General features: G+C 27.8%; 16 protein-coding genes and 1 pseudogene. 2 read left to right on the forward strand and 15 right to left on the reverse strand.

Going from position 1 to position 15937, the window contains the following annotated elements:
- From BUE91_RS01770 to BUE91_RS01815, 11 genes and pseudogenes are all read right to left on the reverse strand, one after another.
- Nucleotides 1-814, reverse strand: a pseudogene (locus BUE91_RS01770) (autotransporter domain-containing protein); the annotation flags it as partial.
- Between the two features lie 482 nt (nt 815-1296).
- Nucleotides 1297-2346, reverse strand: a complete 1050-nt coding sequence (locus BUE91_RS01775) for a PTS sugar transporter subunit IIC (protein ID WP_073507750.1) — start codon at nt 2344-2346, stop codon at nt 1297-1299.
- 5 nt (nt 2347-2351) lie between these two features.
- Nucleotides 2352-3287 carry a 2-dehydropantoate 2-reductase gene (locus tag BUE91_RS01780; RefSeq protein WP_073507751.1) on the reverse strand — a complete coding sequence of 312 codons (936 nt, stop codon included), beginning with the start codon at nt 3285-3287 and terminating at the stop codon, nt 2352-2354.
- A gap of 314 nt (nt 3288-3601) precedes the next feature.
- On the reverse strand, nt 3602-3766 hold the full coding sequence (locus tag BUE91_RS07050; protein WP_180371198.1) for a hypothetical protein: 165 nt from the start codon (nt 3764-3766) through the stop codon (nt 3602-3604).
- Between the two features lie 146 nt (nt 3767-3912).
- Nucleotides 3913-4704, reverse strand: coding sequence for an aldo/keto reductase (locus tag BUE91_RS06875; RefSeq protein WP_083573719.1), 792 nt, complete (start codon nt 4702-4704; stop codon nt 3913-3915).
- A 12-nt stretch (nt 4705-4716) separates the two neighbouring features.
- Nucleotides 4717-6024, reverse strand: coding sequence for a C1 family peptidase (locus BUE91_RS06880; RefSeq protein WP_083573721.1), 1308 nt, complete (start codon nt 6022-6024; stop codon nt 4717-4719).
- A gap of 16 nt (nt 6025-6040) precedes the next feature.
- Nucleotides 6041-7261, reverse strand: coding sequence for a hydroxymethylglutaryl-CoA reductase, degradative (locus BUE91_RS01795; RefSeq protein WP_073507752.1), 1221 nt, complete (start codon nt 7259-7261; stop codon nt 6041-6043).
- Nucleotides 7248-8399 carry a hydroxymethylglutaryl-CoA synthase gene (locus BUE91_RS01800; protein WP_073507753.1) on the reverse strand — a complete coding sequence of 384 codons (1152 nt, stop codon included), beginning with the start codon at nt 8397-8399 and terminating at the stop codon, nt 7248-7250. The genes BUE91_RS01795 and BUE91_RS01800 overlap by 14 nt, the downstream gene beginning before the upstream one ends.
- A 2-nt stretch (nt 8400-8401) precedes the next feature.
- Nucleotides 8402-9466 carry a thiolase family protein gene (locus tag BUE91_RS01805; protein WP_073507754.1) on the reverse strand — a complete coding sequence of 355 codons (1065 nt, stop codon included), beginning with the start codon at nt 9464-9466 and terminating at the stop codon, nt 8402-8404.
- 127 nt (nt 9467-9593) lie between these two features.
- A complete protein-coding gene (locus tag BUE91_RS01810) occupies nt 9594-10244 on the reverse strand; it encodes an MliC family protein (RefSeq protein WP_073507755.1) in 651 nt (216 codons plus the stop codon).
- A 126-nt stretch (nt 10245-10370) separates the two neighbouring features.
- Nucleotides 10371-11717 (reverse strand): glucose-6-phosphate isomerase, encoded by a 1347-nt coding sequence (locus tag BUE91_RS01815; RefSeq protein ID WP_073507756.1) that lies wholly within the window; start codon nt 11715-11717, stop codon nt 10371-10373.
- A gap of 155 nt (nt 11718-11872) precedes the next feature.
- Here BUE91_RS01815 and BUE91_RS01820 point away from each other — a divergent pair, with 155 nt between their 5' ends.
- Together BUE91_RS01820 and BUE91_RS01825 are read left to right on the forward strand one after the other, a co-directional pair.
- Nucleotides 11873-12205 carry a hypothetical protein gene (locus BUE91_RS01820; protein ID WP_073507757.1) on the forward strand — a complete coding sequence of 111 codons (333 nt, stop codon included), beginning with the start codon at nt 11873-11875 and terminating at the stop codon, nt 12203-12205.
- Entirely contained in the window at nt 12186-12398 is a 213-nt protein-coding gene (locus BUE91_RS01825; RefSeq protein ID WP_143605221.1) for a hypothetical protein, read from the forward strand. The genes BUE91_RS01820 and BUE91_RS01825 overlap by 20 nt, the downstream gene beginning before the upstream one ends.
- A gap of 148 nt (nt 12399-12546) precedes the next feature.
- On the opposite strand, the gene BUE91_RS01830 is transcribed toward BUE91_RS01825, so the two are convergent.
- From BUE91_RS01830 to BUE91_RS01845, 4 genes are read right to left on the reverse strand one after another with little or no spacing between them, the layout of a single operon-like run.
- Nucleotides 12547-12924, reverse strand: a complete 378-nt coding sequence (locus BUE91_RS01830) for a DUF956 family protein (protein WP_073507759.1) — start codon at nt 12922-12924, stop codon at nt 12547-12549.
- A gap of 1 nt (nt 12925) precedes the next feature.
- Nucleotides 12926-13843, reverse strand: a complete 918-nt coding sequence (locus BUE91_RS01835; RefSeq protein ID WP_073507760.1) for a PTS system mannose/fructose/sorbose family transporter subunit IID — start codon at nt 13841-13843, stop codon at nt 12926-12928.
- Nucleotides 13844-13860: 17 nt separating this feature from the next.
- Entirely contained in the window at nt 13861-14670 is an 810-nt protein-coding gene (locus BUE91_RS01840; protein ID WP_073507761.1) for a PTS mannose/fructose/sorbose transporter subunit IIC, read from the reverse strand.
- A gap of 21 nt (nt 14671-14691) precedes the next feature.
- Nucleotides 14692-15642, reverse strand: coding sequence for a mannose/fructose/sorbose PTS transporter subunit IIA (locus BUE91_RS01845; protein WP_073507762.1), 951 nt, complete (start codon nt 15640-15642; stop codon nt 14692-14694).
- Between the last annotated feature and the right edge of the window lie 295 nt (nt 15643-15937).

The raw sequence follows: 15937 nt of genomic DNA on the forward strand, positions 1-15937 counted from the left end.
TCATATTTCCTGTTACATTATCTAATGATTTAATAGTTACTATAGTTTCATTAAAATCTTTCTTTTTAAGTATTAGATCTCCCTCTAACACTCCATTTTGCAAGTTAACTTTCAAAGGAGCTATTTCTTTTGTTTTATCACTTATGTCTATAAAAGTATAATCTTCAACACTCATATTTCCTTTGATTTTATTATTATTGTCTATTCTACCCTTTAAAGTATTAATATATAAATCTGTTTTTGATTCTATATGTCCAAAATTTTCAAAATTCATATTTAATCCAACTATAAGATGTGAATCTGCTTCTTTAATTACTCCAGTTTTGGTATTTAAAAATATAGTTTTTTTATCATAATCAATATCAGCATCTGTATTTTGGATATATAGGTTACCTTTAATTTCTCCAGAATTTACTATTTTTGAAGATGAAGAATTATTTACATCAACAAATAAGCCTGATTCTATTTTCCCTTCATTTTTTAAATTCACATCTCCTGTAGTAACCATTCTAATATTTTTTATCAAACCCGTTTTTCTATTTATTAAACTTCCACCTTCTTCTGAAACAAAACTTAACGAATCTATTATTCCTGCATTATCTAAAACTCCCAAATTCTTAGCATTTAATTCAACCCCACCTTTTAATGATGAATTTTCTGCATTTTTATAATACACGTAAGTTGAATTTAGACCTAAGACTGTCACATCATCTGATGAAGTTGTTATACTCTTATTATTTATTACATAAACTAAATTTTTATACTCAACTGATTCTGAAATTTGACCTTCTTTATGAGTTTCTTTATTCCCCAAAATTATTTCTTTTGAACTAGAAATATTTGCATTATTTTCAACTCTAAGGCTCTTTGCCTTCTAATTTGAATTTACAATAACATCATTTGATGATATATCTTTATTAAATACAATTTTTCCATTTTTATCATCTTTTACTTTAAATTTATTTTTATTTTTTTCTATTCCATCTTCATCATATATAGTTTGTTTTTCAATTTCATTTATTTTTTTTATATTTTCTTCTATAATCTCATCTACAATTTTCTCTGTGTTAGAAATAGAAATAATTTAAAATGATGCTAAAAATGTAACCAAGAATAAACTTTTTCTCATATACATTTTTTCTCCTTTTTATTTTGTTGATTTTTTATCAATATAATAACAGTATACCCCTCCCCACTGTTTTGTCAACATCAAAAACATTTTCAAAATAAGATTTAAGTATTTTAAATTAATAAAAAACCAAAGACAAATAAAAGTCTTTGGTTTAATTTATACTTTTAATTTTCAAACTTATATATTTCAGGTTTATATACTTTAAGTACTTTTGTGTATATAATATGTGAAATTAATCCTATTCCAAATGGTACTACAAGATAAGCTACTAACACATATATCAATGCTTTTACTCCAGTTATTCCACTTGCAGAATATTCACTCATAGCTTTAATAGGTCCAACAAGTCCTACAAATCCAAATCCTGAACTCACCTTATCTCCACTAATACCTAGTATTCTTACAACTAAACCTGCTATAGAAGAAGTTGTCAAAATAGGTAAAAGCATTATGGGGTTTTTAACAATGTTAGGCATCATCATCTTCATTCCACCCATACCAACTGCTATAGTAACCCCAGCTTTATTCACTGCCCAAGAACCTATAACTAATACAGCTGCTGTTGATGATACTCCAATATTTGCAGAACCACTTGCAAGCCCTGATAATCCTATAGCTATTCCTATGGCTACTGTAGAAATAGGTGATACTATTAGTATAGAAAATGACATAGCAATTAAAATACACATTAATATAGGTTGTAAAGTAGTAAATGAATTAATACCATATCCTATAGTTGTTGAAATATTTTGTACATAAGGTAATATTAAAAGACCTAAAAATCCTACACCTACTCCAACTATTATTGGTTGTAAAACTATAGTTAGCGATCCTAATTTTTCTCCTAAAAGCATCGTAACATAAGCAGCTATACCTGCAATTAACATAACATTAATTAGATCTCCTAACCCTATTTTTAAAACTCCATCTACTCTCGTTAAAGCCCCTGATGCTATCCATGTAGATGACATCATTACAGCAGATTTCATAGGATTAAATCCAAATTGTAACCCTACTAAAAATCCTATCATAGGAGCTACTAACCATTGTATATCAACACAAATTTGTTTTAAAACTCCAAAAACAGGATGAAATTGTGCTAAATAACCAAATAATCCTCCTAATACTGCATTAGGTATTAATCCAACTACTATACCTATAGCAGTACCATTTAATACTTTCATTACAAATTGTTTTATTGTCATATTTTTCATATATCTTACCCTCCAATTAAAACGCTTTCTCTTCCATGTATTAAAATAGTTATTAAATCACAAAAACTTGTATCTAAACCATATTCTTTTCCTTTTTTAGACACATACCCATTTAAATAATCTATTTCTGTTAATCTTCTTTTTTGAATTAAATCCTGATGCATAGATGGGTAATGTCTTACTCCTTGAAACTCTTCTGTTGTAAACCAACAAACTAAATTAGTAATTTCTTCAACATTTAATATAGTTCCTTCTTTTTCAGCAACAGCAGCAAATTCTTTTACAATTTTACCTAATAATTCTCTTGATTTTTCAATTTCACCTAATTCTAACATATTACAGTCAAGTAAAGCACAACATGCATTCATAGTTCCATTAATACATGCCTTTCTCCATATAGAAAACAGGATATCTTCAGAATATACTGTAGGTAATCCTGAATTATTAATACATTCTACAACTTTAATTGCATTTTCTTTACCAGCTTCTGAAATGTTTTGAATTTCTGTTTTACCATAATTAGTTACTTCAAACATTCCAGCACCTTTCATACCAGCAGTTAAAACTGTAACTCCCATTAAAATTTGTTCAGGTTTAACAAATTCTTTTAAAGTATCTATATGTCCTAAACCATTTAATAAACATAATACACTTGTTTTTTCAGAAATTAAATGTCTAATATCATTTAACATCTCTTTTAATTGCATAGATTTAGTAAATACTATTATTAAATCTGCTGTTTCATTATATTGTGATGGCAAGTATGCCTCTGCTTTAATATTTTCTTCTACTCCAATATTTTTAAAGTTAATTCCATTTTTATTAATAGAATCAACATTTTCTTGCCATAAATCTAAAAAAATTACTTCATTTCCTGATTTTTTTAACATAGATCCATAAGTTGCACCCATAGCTCCAGTTCCTGCAATAATTACTTTCATAATTCAATTATGTGATAAAATTCACATCTCTCCTTTCAATTTTCATATTATTTGTAATTATATCATTAAAAAAAAGTATGTTGCAACAAAAAACTGAAACTTAAAATGAATAATTATTATACAATAACTTTTTGTTAAATCCTTCTAACTTTTTCATTATTTCTATATACTTTACAACATATTCTAATTTTAAATTTCCTATTTCTTTATGTAATTCTTTTTTAAATATTATAGCCTGTTTATAAACTCTAATATATGATAATCTATCAAGATTTAATTCTGGATATTTTTTTTGGATCTATTTCTATATCATACTATATATTGAAATAACGTTTTTTAGTTATAGTTGAAATAGGTAATATTATACAATCATTATCACTAGTTCTACCTATGACTAAAACTGGTCTTTTTTTAAATCCTTTTTTTCTCTTCAATATATCAAAATAAGGAAAAAGTGTAATAAATATTTTACCTATCATTCTCATCACCACTCCCTTATTATATATTTTACATTAACATTATACCTAATAAATTAAAAAATATAAATTGTTTTTTAGATATATTTTACTTTATTGTGTAGAGTATAAAAAAACATGTACAAATTTTGTACATGTTTTCTATTTATCTATTTTTTATCATAGGGAAAATCATCTGGATCTAAACTAAATCTAACTCCCTCATCCATCATATCTATACATTTTAAATCTTCATCATTTAAAATGAAATTTTGTGAATTAAAATTTTCTACTATTCTTGAAGGTGTTTCTGATTTAGGAATAGCATAAATTCCTCTTTGTATATGCCAGTTTAATATTACTTGAGATGAAGTAACATTATATTTTCTTGCAATATTTATCAATACTTCATCATCTAAATATTTAGCCTTTGCTATAGGCATCCATGCTTCTACTTGTATCCCTTCTTTTTTTAAATATGATCTAAGTTCAGGTTGAGAAAATTTAGGATGTAATTCTACTTGATTAAAAAATGGTTTAATAGAACAATGCTGTTTTAATTTTTCTAAGTGTTCTATTTTAAAATTACATACCCCTATTTCTTTTACAGCACCTTCATTTTTTAATCTTTCCATCGCCTTATATGATTCTATAAATTTCTCTGGGTGAGGCCAGTGTGCTAATAAAATATCTATTTTACCATCAAGTAGCTTATGACTATTTTCAAAAGATCTTAAAGTGTCATCATAACTCATATCACTTGGCCAAACTTTAGTAGTAATTACTAACTCATTTTTTAATTTACAAGTTTTTAAGAAATTTCCTATAAAAGCTTCATTCCTATAATACGTTGCTGTATCTATCAATCTATAACCAACATCTATTGCAGTTTGAAGTGCAACTTTAATTTTTTCTTCATCCGTAATCTTATATACACCAAATCCTAATTTACCTATATTCATTATTTCCCCCTTTTATTTACATATAGCTAAAGAACCCATAGGATCCCATGGTTTAAGTACTATAGGATCATTATTTAATTTAGATTGTAATTCTTGTGATAAATATTTTTTATTAATTACTATTTGGTATGTATATTTATCCATCCATTCATCACTCATTACAAAGTATCCTTTTTCTCCATTTGCTTCTCCCCAGCTATTTTCAACCTTCCATCTAGTTGATTTACCATCAATAATATTTACTCCTGATAAAACCATAGCATGCGTCATTAAACTTTCACAATAATCAAGATTTGATGATTTGCTTTGCTCAAACTTAATTCCAAAACTTTTTTCAAATTCAAATAAATTTAAGTCCATTATCCCTAAAGTTCTTTGTGAATTTTGTCCAACATCACAACCAAACCATACAGTTTCTCCATCGCTAATTTGTCTTATAGCCAATTTTTTAAATTCATCCATAGGTAAATTTAAATATCTAACAGGTTTTCCATCTATTACATTACCTAAATATTCTACAGTAAACATTTCATAAAATGGTTTATCTTTAGTAGGTGCATTTATTATACTTACATATTCATTTAAATCAACATTGATGTATTTGTTATAAAAATCTTGTGGGTTAATGTTTAAATCTCTATGGAATTTTTTATTTTTATCATAGTATTCAAAGTTAAATGCTTTAGGGGGCACACCTAACATAACACATAAGAATGAATATATCTCTTCCATCATAGTTTCTTTTAAATCATACAATTCTTTTTCATCTAAATCACTATTTCTTAATATTTCAGCATTAAGTCTTAACTTCTTATTTAAAAGTGTATTAAGCATAGCAGAATTTGAAGAATGATATACTTCTGGCATAACACTTTTTGGTACTACTCCATATTTTTGTATTAAAGATACTACCATATCCCATTGTCCCCCATCTTGTTGAGGCACAGCTAATAAATGATGTACTAATCTTGAATCTATATCTTCTTTATGTGTTTTAATTATTGCATCTAAGAAAAAATTAGATTTTTCTAATTTATCCCAGAAGAAAGTATATGTTTGTGATAATTCAAAATTTTCTAAATTGTATTCTTTATTCATCTTATGTCTTAACGTATTAAGTGCAGCAAATATCCAACATCTTCCACTTGATTTTTGATTTGATACTTTTCCTGTTTCAATATTTTCAGAAAATACATGTATAGTTTCAGAAAATACATCATTATTAATTACTGCATCACTAATTCCCATTCTAAGAGTTGCATTTTGCAATACTCTAAAATTTCTTTCGTTAAATTTTTGTTCCATTTTTTCAAGATTCATAAAAAATCCCTTCTTTCTAATCCATATATTTTATTTTTTCTTTAACTTTATCTAGTGTGATATGTGTTTCACTCTCAAATTCTTTTTCAAGAATTTTAATTTTATCATCATCTAACCCTAAATACATAGCAAATGATTTCAATTGTAATCTCATATGTCCCTTTTGTATACCAACAGTAACCAAAGCTCTAAGTGCAGCAAAATTTTGTGCAAGTCCTACACATGCAGTAATTTCTGCAAGTTCTTTGGCATTTGGATTTCCAAGTATTTCAAGAGATATTTTACTTGTAGGATGCACCCCAACAGAACCACCAAAACTTGCAATAGCTAAAGGTAGTTCTATAACCCCATGCAATATTCCATTTGTATAATTCCAACTAGTTAAACTCTTATACTTACCATCTCTTGATGCATAAGCATGTCCTCCTGCTTCTATTGCCCTCCAATCATTACCTGTTGCAAGGGCAATGGCATCTATACCATTAAATATCCCCTTATTATTAGTTACAGCCCTATATGTATCTACATTTGCAAATTCTATTGCTTTTTCTATTCTTTTTCCTAAACTTTCTTCTACTTCTATAAAACATTCAGCTTTAACCAAGCTAGATGTAGAATAATTAGATATTATACTCATAAGTTTAGTTCCTGAACAAACCTCAAGTATTACAGGAGCTATACTTTCAAGCATAGTATTTACAGTATTTGCTCCCATAGCATCTACAGTATCTACATAAAGGTATATAATTAAAAAACTTTCCCTCCTTTCTATTTTAATATCTCTTGCTCCTCCACCTAAATTTACTATACTTTCTTGGGATTCATTAGCTATTTTTAATAGTTTATCTTTAATATTACTAATATCATCTTTAGCTTTTTCAAAATCTTCAACATCATATATAGCTATCTGACCAATAATTAACCTATCTATTATTTTTGCTTTAAATCCTCCACTTTTTTTAATCATCTTAGCCACGTTGCATGCAGCTGCTATTACTGAAGGTTCTTCTATAGCAAAAGGTATCACATATTCCTTACCATTAATTAAAAAATTAGTTGCTATACCAAGAGGTAGTCCATAAACACCTATTTGATTTTCTATAAACTTATCTGCCATTTCATCACTTAACACTGCAGAATTATTTAATAAATCAAATGTATACTCACTAATATTACCATTTTCTTTAAGTAAGCTTATCCTATCTTTCCTACTTTTCTTATAACTATCCTTCCACATAATTTCTCACTTCATACATTCTTCTATGGCTTGATATTCCTTTTAAATACACATCATCATCTATATTTCCTAAATATACATTTCCATTTTCATCTAAATTAATATCTTCAAAAAATATATCTTCATATTCTTTTACAGTGCATCTTTTTCTATTATTTAATTTTATTTCTATTTTTTCTTTAGATAAAACATTTCTATAACCATCAACTAAAGTAACAGAGAAAAATTCAGCAACAGCTCCAGAACCGTAACTAAACATACCTATTTTATCCCCAGCTTTAATATTTTCAGAATTAAGTATTAAAGATAACATAGATAAGTATAAAGAACCAGTATAAATATTTCCTATCCTCTTATTATACATAACACTTGCTTCAAACTCTTTTAATATCTTTTCATCATTTGTTATACTATTTAACCCTTTATATGCCATTTTAGCATACGGAACATGTAAACATATAGCCTTAAAATCTACATCATTTAAACGCATATACTCACTATATGATTTATCAAGCAATTCTAAATATTTTTCAACTGAAAACTTACCATCTACTAACGCATATTTAGAATAAGTCGGTCTCCAAAAATCCATGATATCCTCACTAAAAGCAACCTCATCATTATTAAATATAACTATTCTTGGATCACGAGATACTAACATTGCTATAGCACCTGCACCTTGTGTTACTTCTCCACTACTATTTTTACCGTATTTTGCTATATCTGCTGCTATTACAAGAACCTTAGAATTAGGACTTGTTGCAATATGTGCCTTAGCATAATCAAGTCCTGCTGTAGCTCCAAAACATGCTTGTTTTATTTCTATACATTTACAGTAATCATTAATGCCTAAATAGTTTTTAATATATATACTAGCAGCCTTAGATTCATCTACAGAAGATTCAGTTCCAAATATTACTAAATCTATATTTTTTTTATCTTCTTCTGTTAATATATCTCTTGCCGCTTTTATTGCAAGAGTAACTATATCTTGATTTTTAGATGTAAATGACATCTCAAGTTGACCTATACCTTTAACAAACTTATCAACCTCTACATTTCTTGCTATCGCTAAATCTTTAATATCTAAATATTTATCAGAAAATTCTAACCCTATTTTGTCTATTCCTATTTTCATAATCACCTTTCAATTAAAATCGAAATTCCTTGACCTCCTCCTATACAAAGAGTAGCTATTCCTCTTTTAAGATTTCTTCTTATTAATTCATGAACTAAAGTTACTACTATTCTTGCTCCACTTGCACCTATAGGGTGTCCAAGAGCTATAGCTCCTCCATTTACATTAACTTTATCTTCTGGAATATTTAACTCTTTATTAAATGCAAGTGAAACTGCACTAAATGCCTCATTTACTTCAAAAAGATCTATATCTTCAACAGTTAAATTAAATTTTTCAAGCAATTTTTTAGTAGAATATATTGGAGCAAGGCCCATAACACTCGGATCATTTCCAACTGTCGCAAATCCTTTAATATTTGCAAGTATTTCCATATTATTTTCCTTTGCGTATTCACTATTAGCTAAAATTAACATAGCTGCTCCATCATTAATTCCTGAAGAATTTCCAGCAGTTACTTTTCCATCTTCTTTAAATGCTGTTTTTAAACTAGATAATTTTTCTCTTTCTAAATTAAATCTTGGATATTCATCTACCATTCCATTATATATTTCTTCTTTAAAATATCCATTTTCTATAGCATTTTGTGCTTTTTTTTGTGAATTAAACGCAAAATCATCTAACTCTTCTCTACTAATACCGTAAATGTCTACTATATTCTCAGCAGTAAGCCCCATATGAGTATTTGAGAATGCATCTGTTAATCCATCTTTTAACATATTCTCACTACCAGTCATCTTCTCCACTCCACCAACTAATACCACATTGTTATTACCACTTACTATACTGCTATATCCCAGCTCAATTGCCTTCATACCTGAACCACAAACCATATTTACCAAAAATGCAGGAATGTAATTTTCAAGATTTCCTTTAATAGATATCTGTCTTGCAATATTTTGTCCCAAATTATTTGCTAAAACATTACCTAATATTACCTCATCTACTTTGATATCACTAGTAATACTTTTTAGTAAATCTGCTGAAAAATCAACTAACTTTACATCTTTATACATACCATTATACTTTGCTATTGCTGTTCTTTTAGCTCTAATTATTGATACCAAATCTCCTCCTAAATTTTTTCTATAATATTGATTATATCGTTTATTTAAAATTTTATCAACTAAAACAATTTTATATTACGTAAAAAAAACAGAAGCATATAACTACTTCTGTTCCTATTTTTTAATACTACATATGATGATGTTCCATATGATTTGCATATCCTTTGCTTGCTTTACCAACTTGGAAGTAATTTGAAATTTTTCCATTTATTTCAACAAATGCTTCTGTTCCTTTAATTCCTAAAATTACTGTTTTATCTTTATTTGCAAACATTTCTCCTGATGCACTCATAATTCTTTCTAATTCATATTCCATTCCATCTACTCTTATAAATGCATGGTCTCCTTTAATAACTACTAAAGCATGTGAATGAGCTTCTCCCTTAACACTATGGAAATTTATAACTATTTCTTCCATAACTTCTTGCATAGCTTTGAAATCTATAACCTTTCCATGCATTTCAAAGAAAGCATCTTGTCCTTTAATCCCTAAAATTACTGTTTTATCTTCATTTGCAAAAATCTCTCCTGATGCACTCACAATTCTTTTTAAAGTGATTTTTTCACCATTCATACTAAATTTTGCCATATCTCCATTAATCATAACTGTTGCAGTTTCACCTTTAGAACCAACTAAATTTACTTTAACTTCTTCATTCATCATTTCTACAACTGCTTTTTCTTCTTTTACCATTTTATCTGTATTCATCATTGCATTTGAATTTGCAAATGTATTCATTGCAAATACCATAACTGATAATGCCATTAATTTTTTCATTTTAATCTCTCCTTTTTCTTGTATATCATAATTATACAATTTAATTATTATTTTTTCTCATATATATTCATTAATTTTGCCTTAGTTTTTACAAAAGGGGTTCAAAGAAAAAAATGTCCATATTATTTATTTTAATCTATCTAACAATTTTTTAGTTTCTTCTTCAAATCCTGGTTTTTCTAATAAAGCAAACATATTTCTTTTATATTCTTCAACCCCTGGTTGATCAAAAGGATTTATACATAACATATATCCACCTATAGCTACTGCTTTTTCAAAAAAATAAAACATATATCCTAAGTGATAAGGTGTTGCCTCAGGTATATTAATTACAAGATTAGGAACATTACCATCTACATGAGCAAGTATTACACCCTTAGCAGCTTGTTTATTAACATAATCTATTCCTTTTCCACTTAAATAGTTTAACCCGTCTAGATCTGAATCTTCTTTTTCTATTAATATATCAATTTCAGGTTTATCTATTAATAGTACTGTTTCAAACATAGTTCTTCTTGCTTCTTGTATAGATTGTCCTATAGAATGTAAATCTGTTGAAAAATCTGCACTAGTAGGGTAAATTCCTTTTCCATCTTTTCCTTCAGATTCAGCAAATAACTGTTTCCACCATTCTGCGATATAGTGTAGTCTTGGTTCATAGTTAGTTAAAATTTCCATATTTTTCCCTTTATTGTATAAAAGGCTTCTAGTTGCAGCATATATCATAGCATCATTTTCGTAATATTCTTTAGTAGAATAATCTACCATGGCATCATATGCACCTTGCATTAACTCATCTATATTAATACCTGCTACAGCTATAGGAAGTAATCCTACTGCTGTTAATACAGAAAATCTTCCCCCTACATTATCAGGTACTATGAAAGTTTCATATCCCTCATTAATTGAAAGATTTTTTAATGCTCCCTTAGATTTATCTGTAGTTGCATATATTCTTTTTGCAGCTTCTTCTTTACCATATTTTTCTTCAAGTTTTTTCTTAAATACTCTAAATGCTATAGCTGGTTCTGTTGTAGTTCCTGATTTAGAAATTACATTAACAGAAAAATCTCTATTTCCTACTAAATCAATTAAATGTTGTAAATATACTGGAGACATATTAGTCCCTGCAAAATATATTTCAGGTGTTTTTCTATCTTCTTTTCTCATGTTGTTATAGAAAGTATTAGATAAAAATTCTATAGCTGATTTTGCACCTAAATATGAACCTCCTATACCTATTACTATTAATACTTCTGAATCTTTTTGTATTTTTTCAGTTGCTTTTTTAATTCTAGAAAATTCTTCTTTATCATAATTTTTAGGAAGATCTAACCAACCTAAAAAGTTATTTCCTGCTCCACTTTTATCCATAAGTATTTTGTCTGCAAGTTCTACAAATGGTCTAATTTGCTCATATTCATGTTTACCAATAAATGGTTTAACATATGTAGTCTCTAATCTAAGTTTCATTTAATATATCTCACTTTCAATATTTATATATATGTAAGTATATACTAATTTTTAAATTCTTTCAAGATAGTACAAAGAATTGTAGTATAGGTTTATTTTTATTGACTATATATATGTGTGTGTATAATATAATACGAATAGAAAGGTGTGATACTATGTACAAAACAAAATTTAATATTATGTTCTACATTTTAAGTTTTATTCCTGTATACTTCTTATTTACTTTAGATAGTACAAATAGTTTTGGGAATATAATTAATAAAATGGTAGCTGTAGTTATGTTTTTATTAACACTTCGTATGCTTTACTTAGAAGTTCTGAAAATAAAAAATAAAATGAAATTCACAAAGGTTGGTTATGATTATTCATTTGCCTATGGTTTTTACTTTTTAGCAACTTTAGCTTTAATTTTAGGTGTATACTTTAAAAATTTAGATACTCTTAAGTTAGGAATGTTTTTACATGTATTTGGAAGTTCTCTTAGTTAATTTAGGAAATATTTATTATGATGATAAAATTTTAATTTTGGGTTATTCTATAGTAAATACAGAAAATATATCAAATGTTGAAATGGAAAATAAGTCTATCTTTATTAAGTATAAAAATGGATTAAATAGAAAGATTACTTTTCTTTCTAAGTTAGTTACACAAAATATTTATAATTTTTTAAAGACATCATAAAAAAGAGTTAATTTGTACTGACCCCAAAAAGTTAGACAAATTTAATTTGACATACTAATAAGGATTAACTTCTGTAATAAGCAGGAGTTAATTCTTTTTTTATTACTTAAAATAAAAACTACACCTCAGTTTATTGAGGTGTAGTATATTATCTAAAATTTCTTCTTACTAGTCTTTTAATTCCTAGAAATATAATATCTAAAAATGTCTTAGATTTAACCATTTTTGATTTATCTATGTAACTACTAACAACTTTTAATGTTTTCTTGTTATCCTTAGTAGAAAATGAAAATTTCCCATTTCTCTTTGTAAATATCACAAATCTAGTTATCCATTTCTTGAAAATAACCTGAGCTGCAATATATTCAACTTCTTCCCAAGGTATTTGAATATAGTCATTAATATTCCTATCGTTATAATATTCAAAAGATTTATTACCTACAAGAACTTTACCATAACTTGTTATTCCAGAAAAAGAGCTTGCACTTATAGTTAAATCAATTTTATTATTTAAGGATTCTATCATATTACATTATTCCAGCAACTCTTGCTAAAATACCAACTGCAAATAATACTACTATTATAGAAATTGGTGATACTTTTTTCTTAAGTAGCCAACAACATAATAAAGTTAATAATAATGCTGATATTCCAGGAATTAATGAATCTATATTTTGTTGTAATGTAGTAACTTTATCAACGTTTAATCCTGTTGCTCCAAGAGAACTGTATTGTTCTAAAGCTGCTTTTATTCCTTCTGTTCCACTAGGTAATGCTTCCCAGTTAATGTAGGCTCCTTCAGCTTGTTTAACAACTGATACTTTTGAAGTAAATGATATACTTACCCAACGTTGAGTTAATGCCCCTATTATGAACATACCTAATATAGAAGCACCTTGAGTGATTTTTCCAAGTAATCCACCTGATAAATCTTTAGTAATCTTAACTCCAACTTGATATCCAAATTCTTGTGTGTACCATAAGAATGCAAAACGCATAATATTCCATACAAAGAAGAATAATAATGGTCCTAATATGCTTCCAGCTAACGCAAGAGAAGCTCCTAATGCTCCAAGTATAGGTCTTGCTGTAAACCAGAATACTGGATCTCCAACTCCTGCTAAAGGTCCCATCATTCCTATTTTAACCCCTTGTATAGCTGCATCATCAACAGGTATTCCATTTGCTCTTTCTTCTTCTAAGGCTAATGTAACCCCCATAACTGGTGCTGAAACATAAGGGTGAGTATTATAAAACTCTAAATGACGTTCTAAAGCTGATATTTGATCTTCTTTTTTTGTATATAGTTTTTTAATTGCTGGTATAATAGAGTAAGCCCAACCTCCATTTTGCATACGTTCATAATTCCAAGAACCTTGAAGTAATTGATGACGCACAGCTACTTTAAAACGATCTTTTTTAGATAATGTTATTTTCTTTTCCATTTTAAATCCTCCAAATTCTAATAGTCATTTAATATATCATCCAATGGATCCCCTACAGAACCATTACTTGAAGATGCTGCACTTTCCTTTAATCCTAAATAAATTAAAGCTAAACTTACTCCTATAGCTCCAAGAGCAATCAATGTTAATTGACTTATAGCAGCTAAACAGAACCCTATTATAAAGAAAGGCCATACTTCTTTAGTTGACATCATATTAATAACCATAGCGTATCCAACAGCAGCTATCATTCCTCCACCAACTGCCATTCCACCAGATAACCATTCAGGCATACTTTGTAATATGTTAGTAACTACTGTTGATGGAATTATACATAATAATAATGCTGGTATTGCAATACGTAATCCTTGCATGAATAATGCAAAGAAATGTAGCATTTCTATAGTTTTAATTTTTCCTTTTTTAGCAGCTCCATCCATTAAGTGAACTATTGAAATTGATATTGTACGAGTTATCATAGTTAAGAATAATCCTGCTACTGATAAAGGTATAGCAAGTGCTATAGCTGAGTTTATTGATCTTGTTATATCTGATTCTCCACCATTTAATCCTAAAACCATTATTATAGCTGATGCTATTGAAGCAAGTGCTGCATCTGGTGCTATTGCTGCTCCAACATTTGACCAACCTAATGCTATCATTTGTAATGAACCACCAAGTATAATACCCTCAGTTAAATGTCCTGTAACAAGACCAATTAATGTACATGCAACTAGTGGTTGATGAAATTGGAATTGATCTAATATTCCCTCCATACCAGCTAAGAATGCAACTAAAACAACTAATAAAATTGTTAGTATTGACATATTTATTCCTCCTGAATTTTTCTAAAATTTTTCTTTAACTTTCTTTAAAATTTGTTCTATATTTTCTGGCGAATCAGCTGGAACTTTTCTAACATCCATTTTAACACCTAAACTTATTAATTTCTCGAAAGTTTCAACATCATTCATATCCATAGCTAAAGACGTTGTTACAGCTACTTTTCCTACAGAATGTGCCATAGAACCTATATTTAATTCTTCTATTTTCATACCTTTTTCAATAGCTTTTAAAACATCTTGAGGTGTTTCAAATAAAAGCATAGCTCTTGTATTTCCAAAACGAGGATCTTTATCAACTTCTACCATTTTATCAATAGGTACAGTATTAGCTTTAACCCCTGGAGGTGCTGCTTCTGTTATCATAGTCTTTCTTAATGCATCTTTTGATACTGAATCTGAAACAACTATAATCCTATCTGGTTTAGTTGATTTTGTCCATGAAGTAGCAACTTGACCATGTAATAATCTTGTATCAACTCTTGCTAATACATATGATATTTTACCATTACCTAAGTCTGTATTTAAGTTTGTCGCTTGTTTTCTAACCTTCTTAGGTTCAAGTTCCTCAGGCTTAACTTTAATCCCCTCTCTACCCTCAATTAAAATTTTTGATGCTAATTCATGTGCAGTAGATACATCATCTCTAACATCTATAGCTTCAGCTAATAATGGTAAATTAACTCCAGTTACTATAGCCCAATTAGGGTATTCTGTAACTAAAGAATTTGCCTGATTAAATGGTGTTCCTGACCATATATCAACTAAAACTAATACTTCATCTTGATTATCAAAAGATTTAGCAGCTTCTAAGATTTTATTTCTTAAATCTTCTGGTCCTTCATTTGGATAGATACCAACAGCAGCTAAATTCTCAACATCTCCAAGTATCATCTTACTTGTTTCAAGAATACCACTTGCTAAATTTCCATGACTTGCTATGATAATTCCTATCATAATAATCTCCTTTCAATTTATACATATTTATTCAAAATTTTTGAATCAAAAACATTGTTTTAACACATATTTCATTACCAATTATATTATATATTTTTACTAATAACAAGAAAAAACCTAAAAAAAATATGAAGTTTTTTAACTAAAATAAATTTTTATTAATAAATATACTAATAAAAGAAAAAAACTCTAAAATGAATTATTTCAATTTTAGAGTTCCTTTACACTATATGTAACATTTAAGTTTTAATCTATTTTAAATTCATATATTTATCCACAAATTTTTCACTTTCTT

The sequence above is a fragment of the Streptobacillus notomytis genome (genome assembly GCF_001902585.1).
Classification (GTDB): Bacteria; Fusobacteriota; Fusobacteriia; order Fusobacteriales; family Leptotrichiaceae; genus Streptobacillus; species Streptobacillus notomytis.

Coding starts and splice junctions, on each gene's coding strand:
- BUE91_RS06880 (WP_083573721.1), bottom strand. CDS start 6,024: ATGAATCTTGAAAAAATGGAACAAAAATTTAACGAAAGAAATTTTAGA.
- BUE91_RS01795 (WP_073507752.1), bottom strand. CDS start 7,261: ATGTGGAAGGATAGTTATAAGAAAAGTAGGAAAGATAGGATAAGCTTA.
- BUE91_RS01780 (WP_073507751.1), bottom strand. CDS start 3,287: ATGAAAGTAATTATTGCAGGAACTGGAGCTATGGGTGCAACTTATGGA.
- BUE91_RS01800 (WP_073507753.1), bottom strand. CDS start 8,399: ATGAAAATAGGAATAGACAAAATAGGGTTAGAATTTTCTGATAAATAT.
- BUE91_RS01835 (WP_073507760.1), bottom strand. CDS start 13,843: ATGGAAAAGAAAATAACATTATCTAAAAAAGATCGTTTTAAAGTAGCT.
- BUE91_RS01815 (WP_073507756.1), bottom strand. CDS start 11,717: ATGAAACTTAGATTAGAGACTACATATGTTAAACCATTTATTGGTAAA.
- BUE91_RS01840 (WP_073507761.1), bottom strand. CDS start 14,670: ATGTCAATACTAACAATTTTATTAGTTGTTTTAGTTGCATTCTTAGCT.
- BUE91_RS06875 (WP_083573719.1), bottom strand. CDS start 4,704: ATGAATATAGGTAAATTAGGATTTGGTGTATATAAGATTACGGATGAA.
- BUE91_RS01845 (WP_073507762.1), bottom strand. CDS start 15,642: ATGATAGGAATTATCATAGCAAGTCATGGAAATTTAGCAAGTGGTATT.
- BUE91_RS01830 (WP_073507759.1), bottom strand. CDS start 12,924: ATGATAGAATCCTTAAATAATAAAATTGATTTAACTATAAGTGCAAGC.
- BUE91_RS07050 (WP_180371198.1), bottom strand. CDS start 3,766: ATGATAGGTAAAATATTTATTACACTTTTTCCTTATTTTGATATATTG.
- BUE91_RS01810 (WP_073507755.1), bottom strand. CDS start 10,244: ATGAAAAAATTAATGGCATTATCAGTTATGGTATTTGCAATGAATACA.
- BUE91_RS01820 (WP_073507757.1), top strand. CDS start 11,873: ATGTACAAAACAAAATTTAATATTATGTTCTACATTTTAAGTTTTATT.
- BUE91_RS01775 (WP_073507750.1), bottom strand. CDS start 2,346: ATGAAAAATATGACAATAAAACAATTTGTAATGAAAGTATTAAATGGT.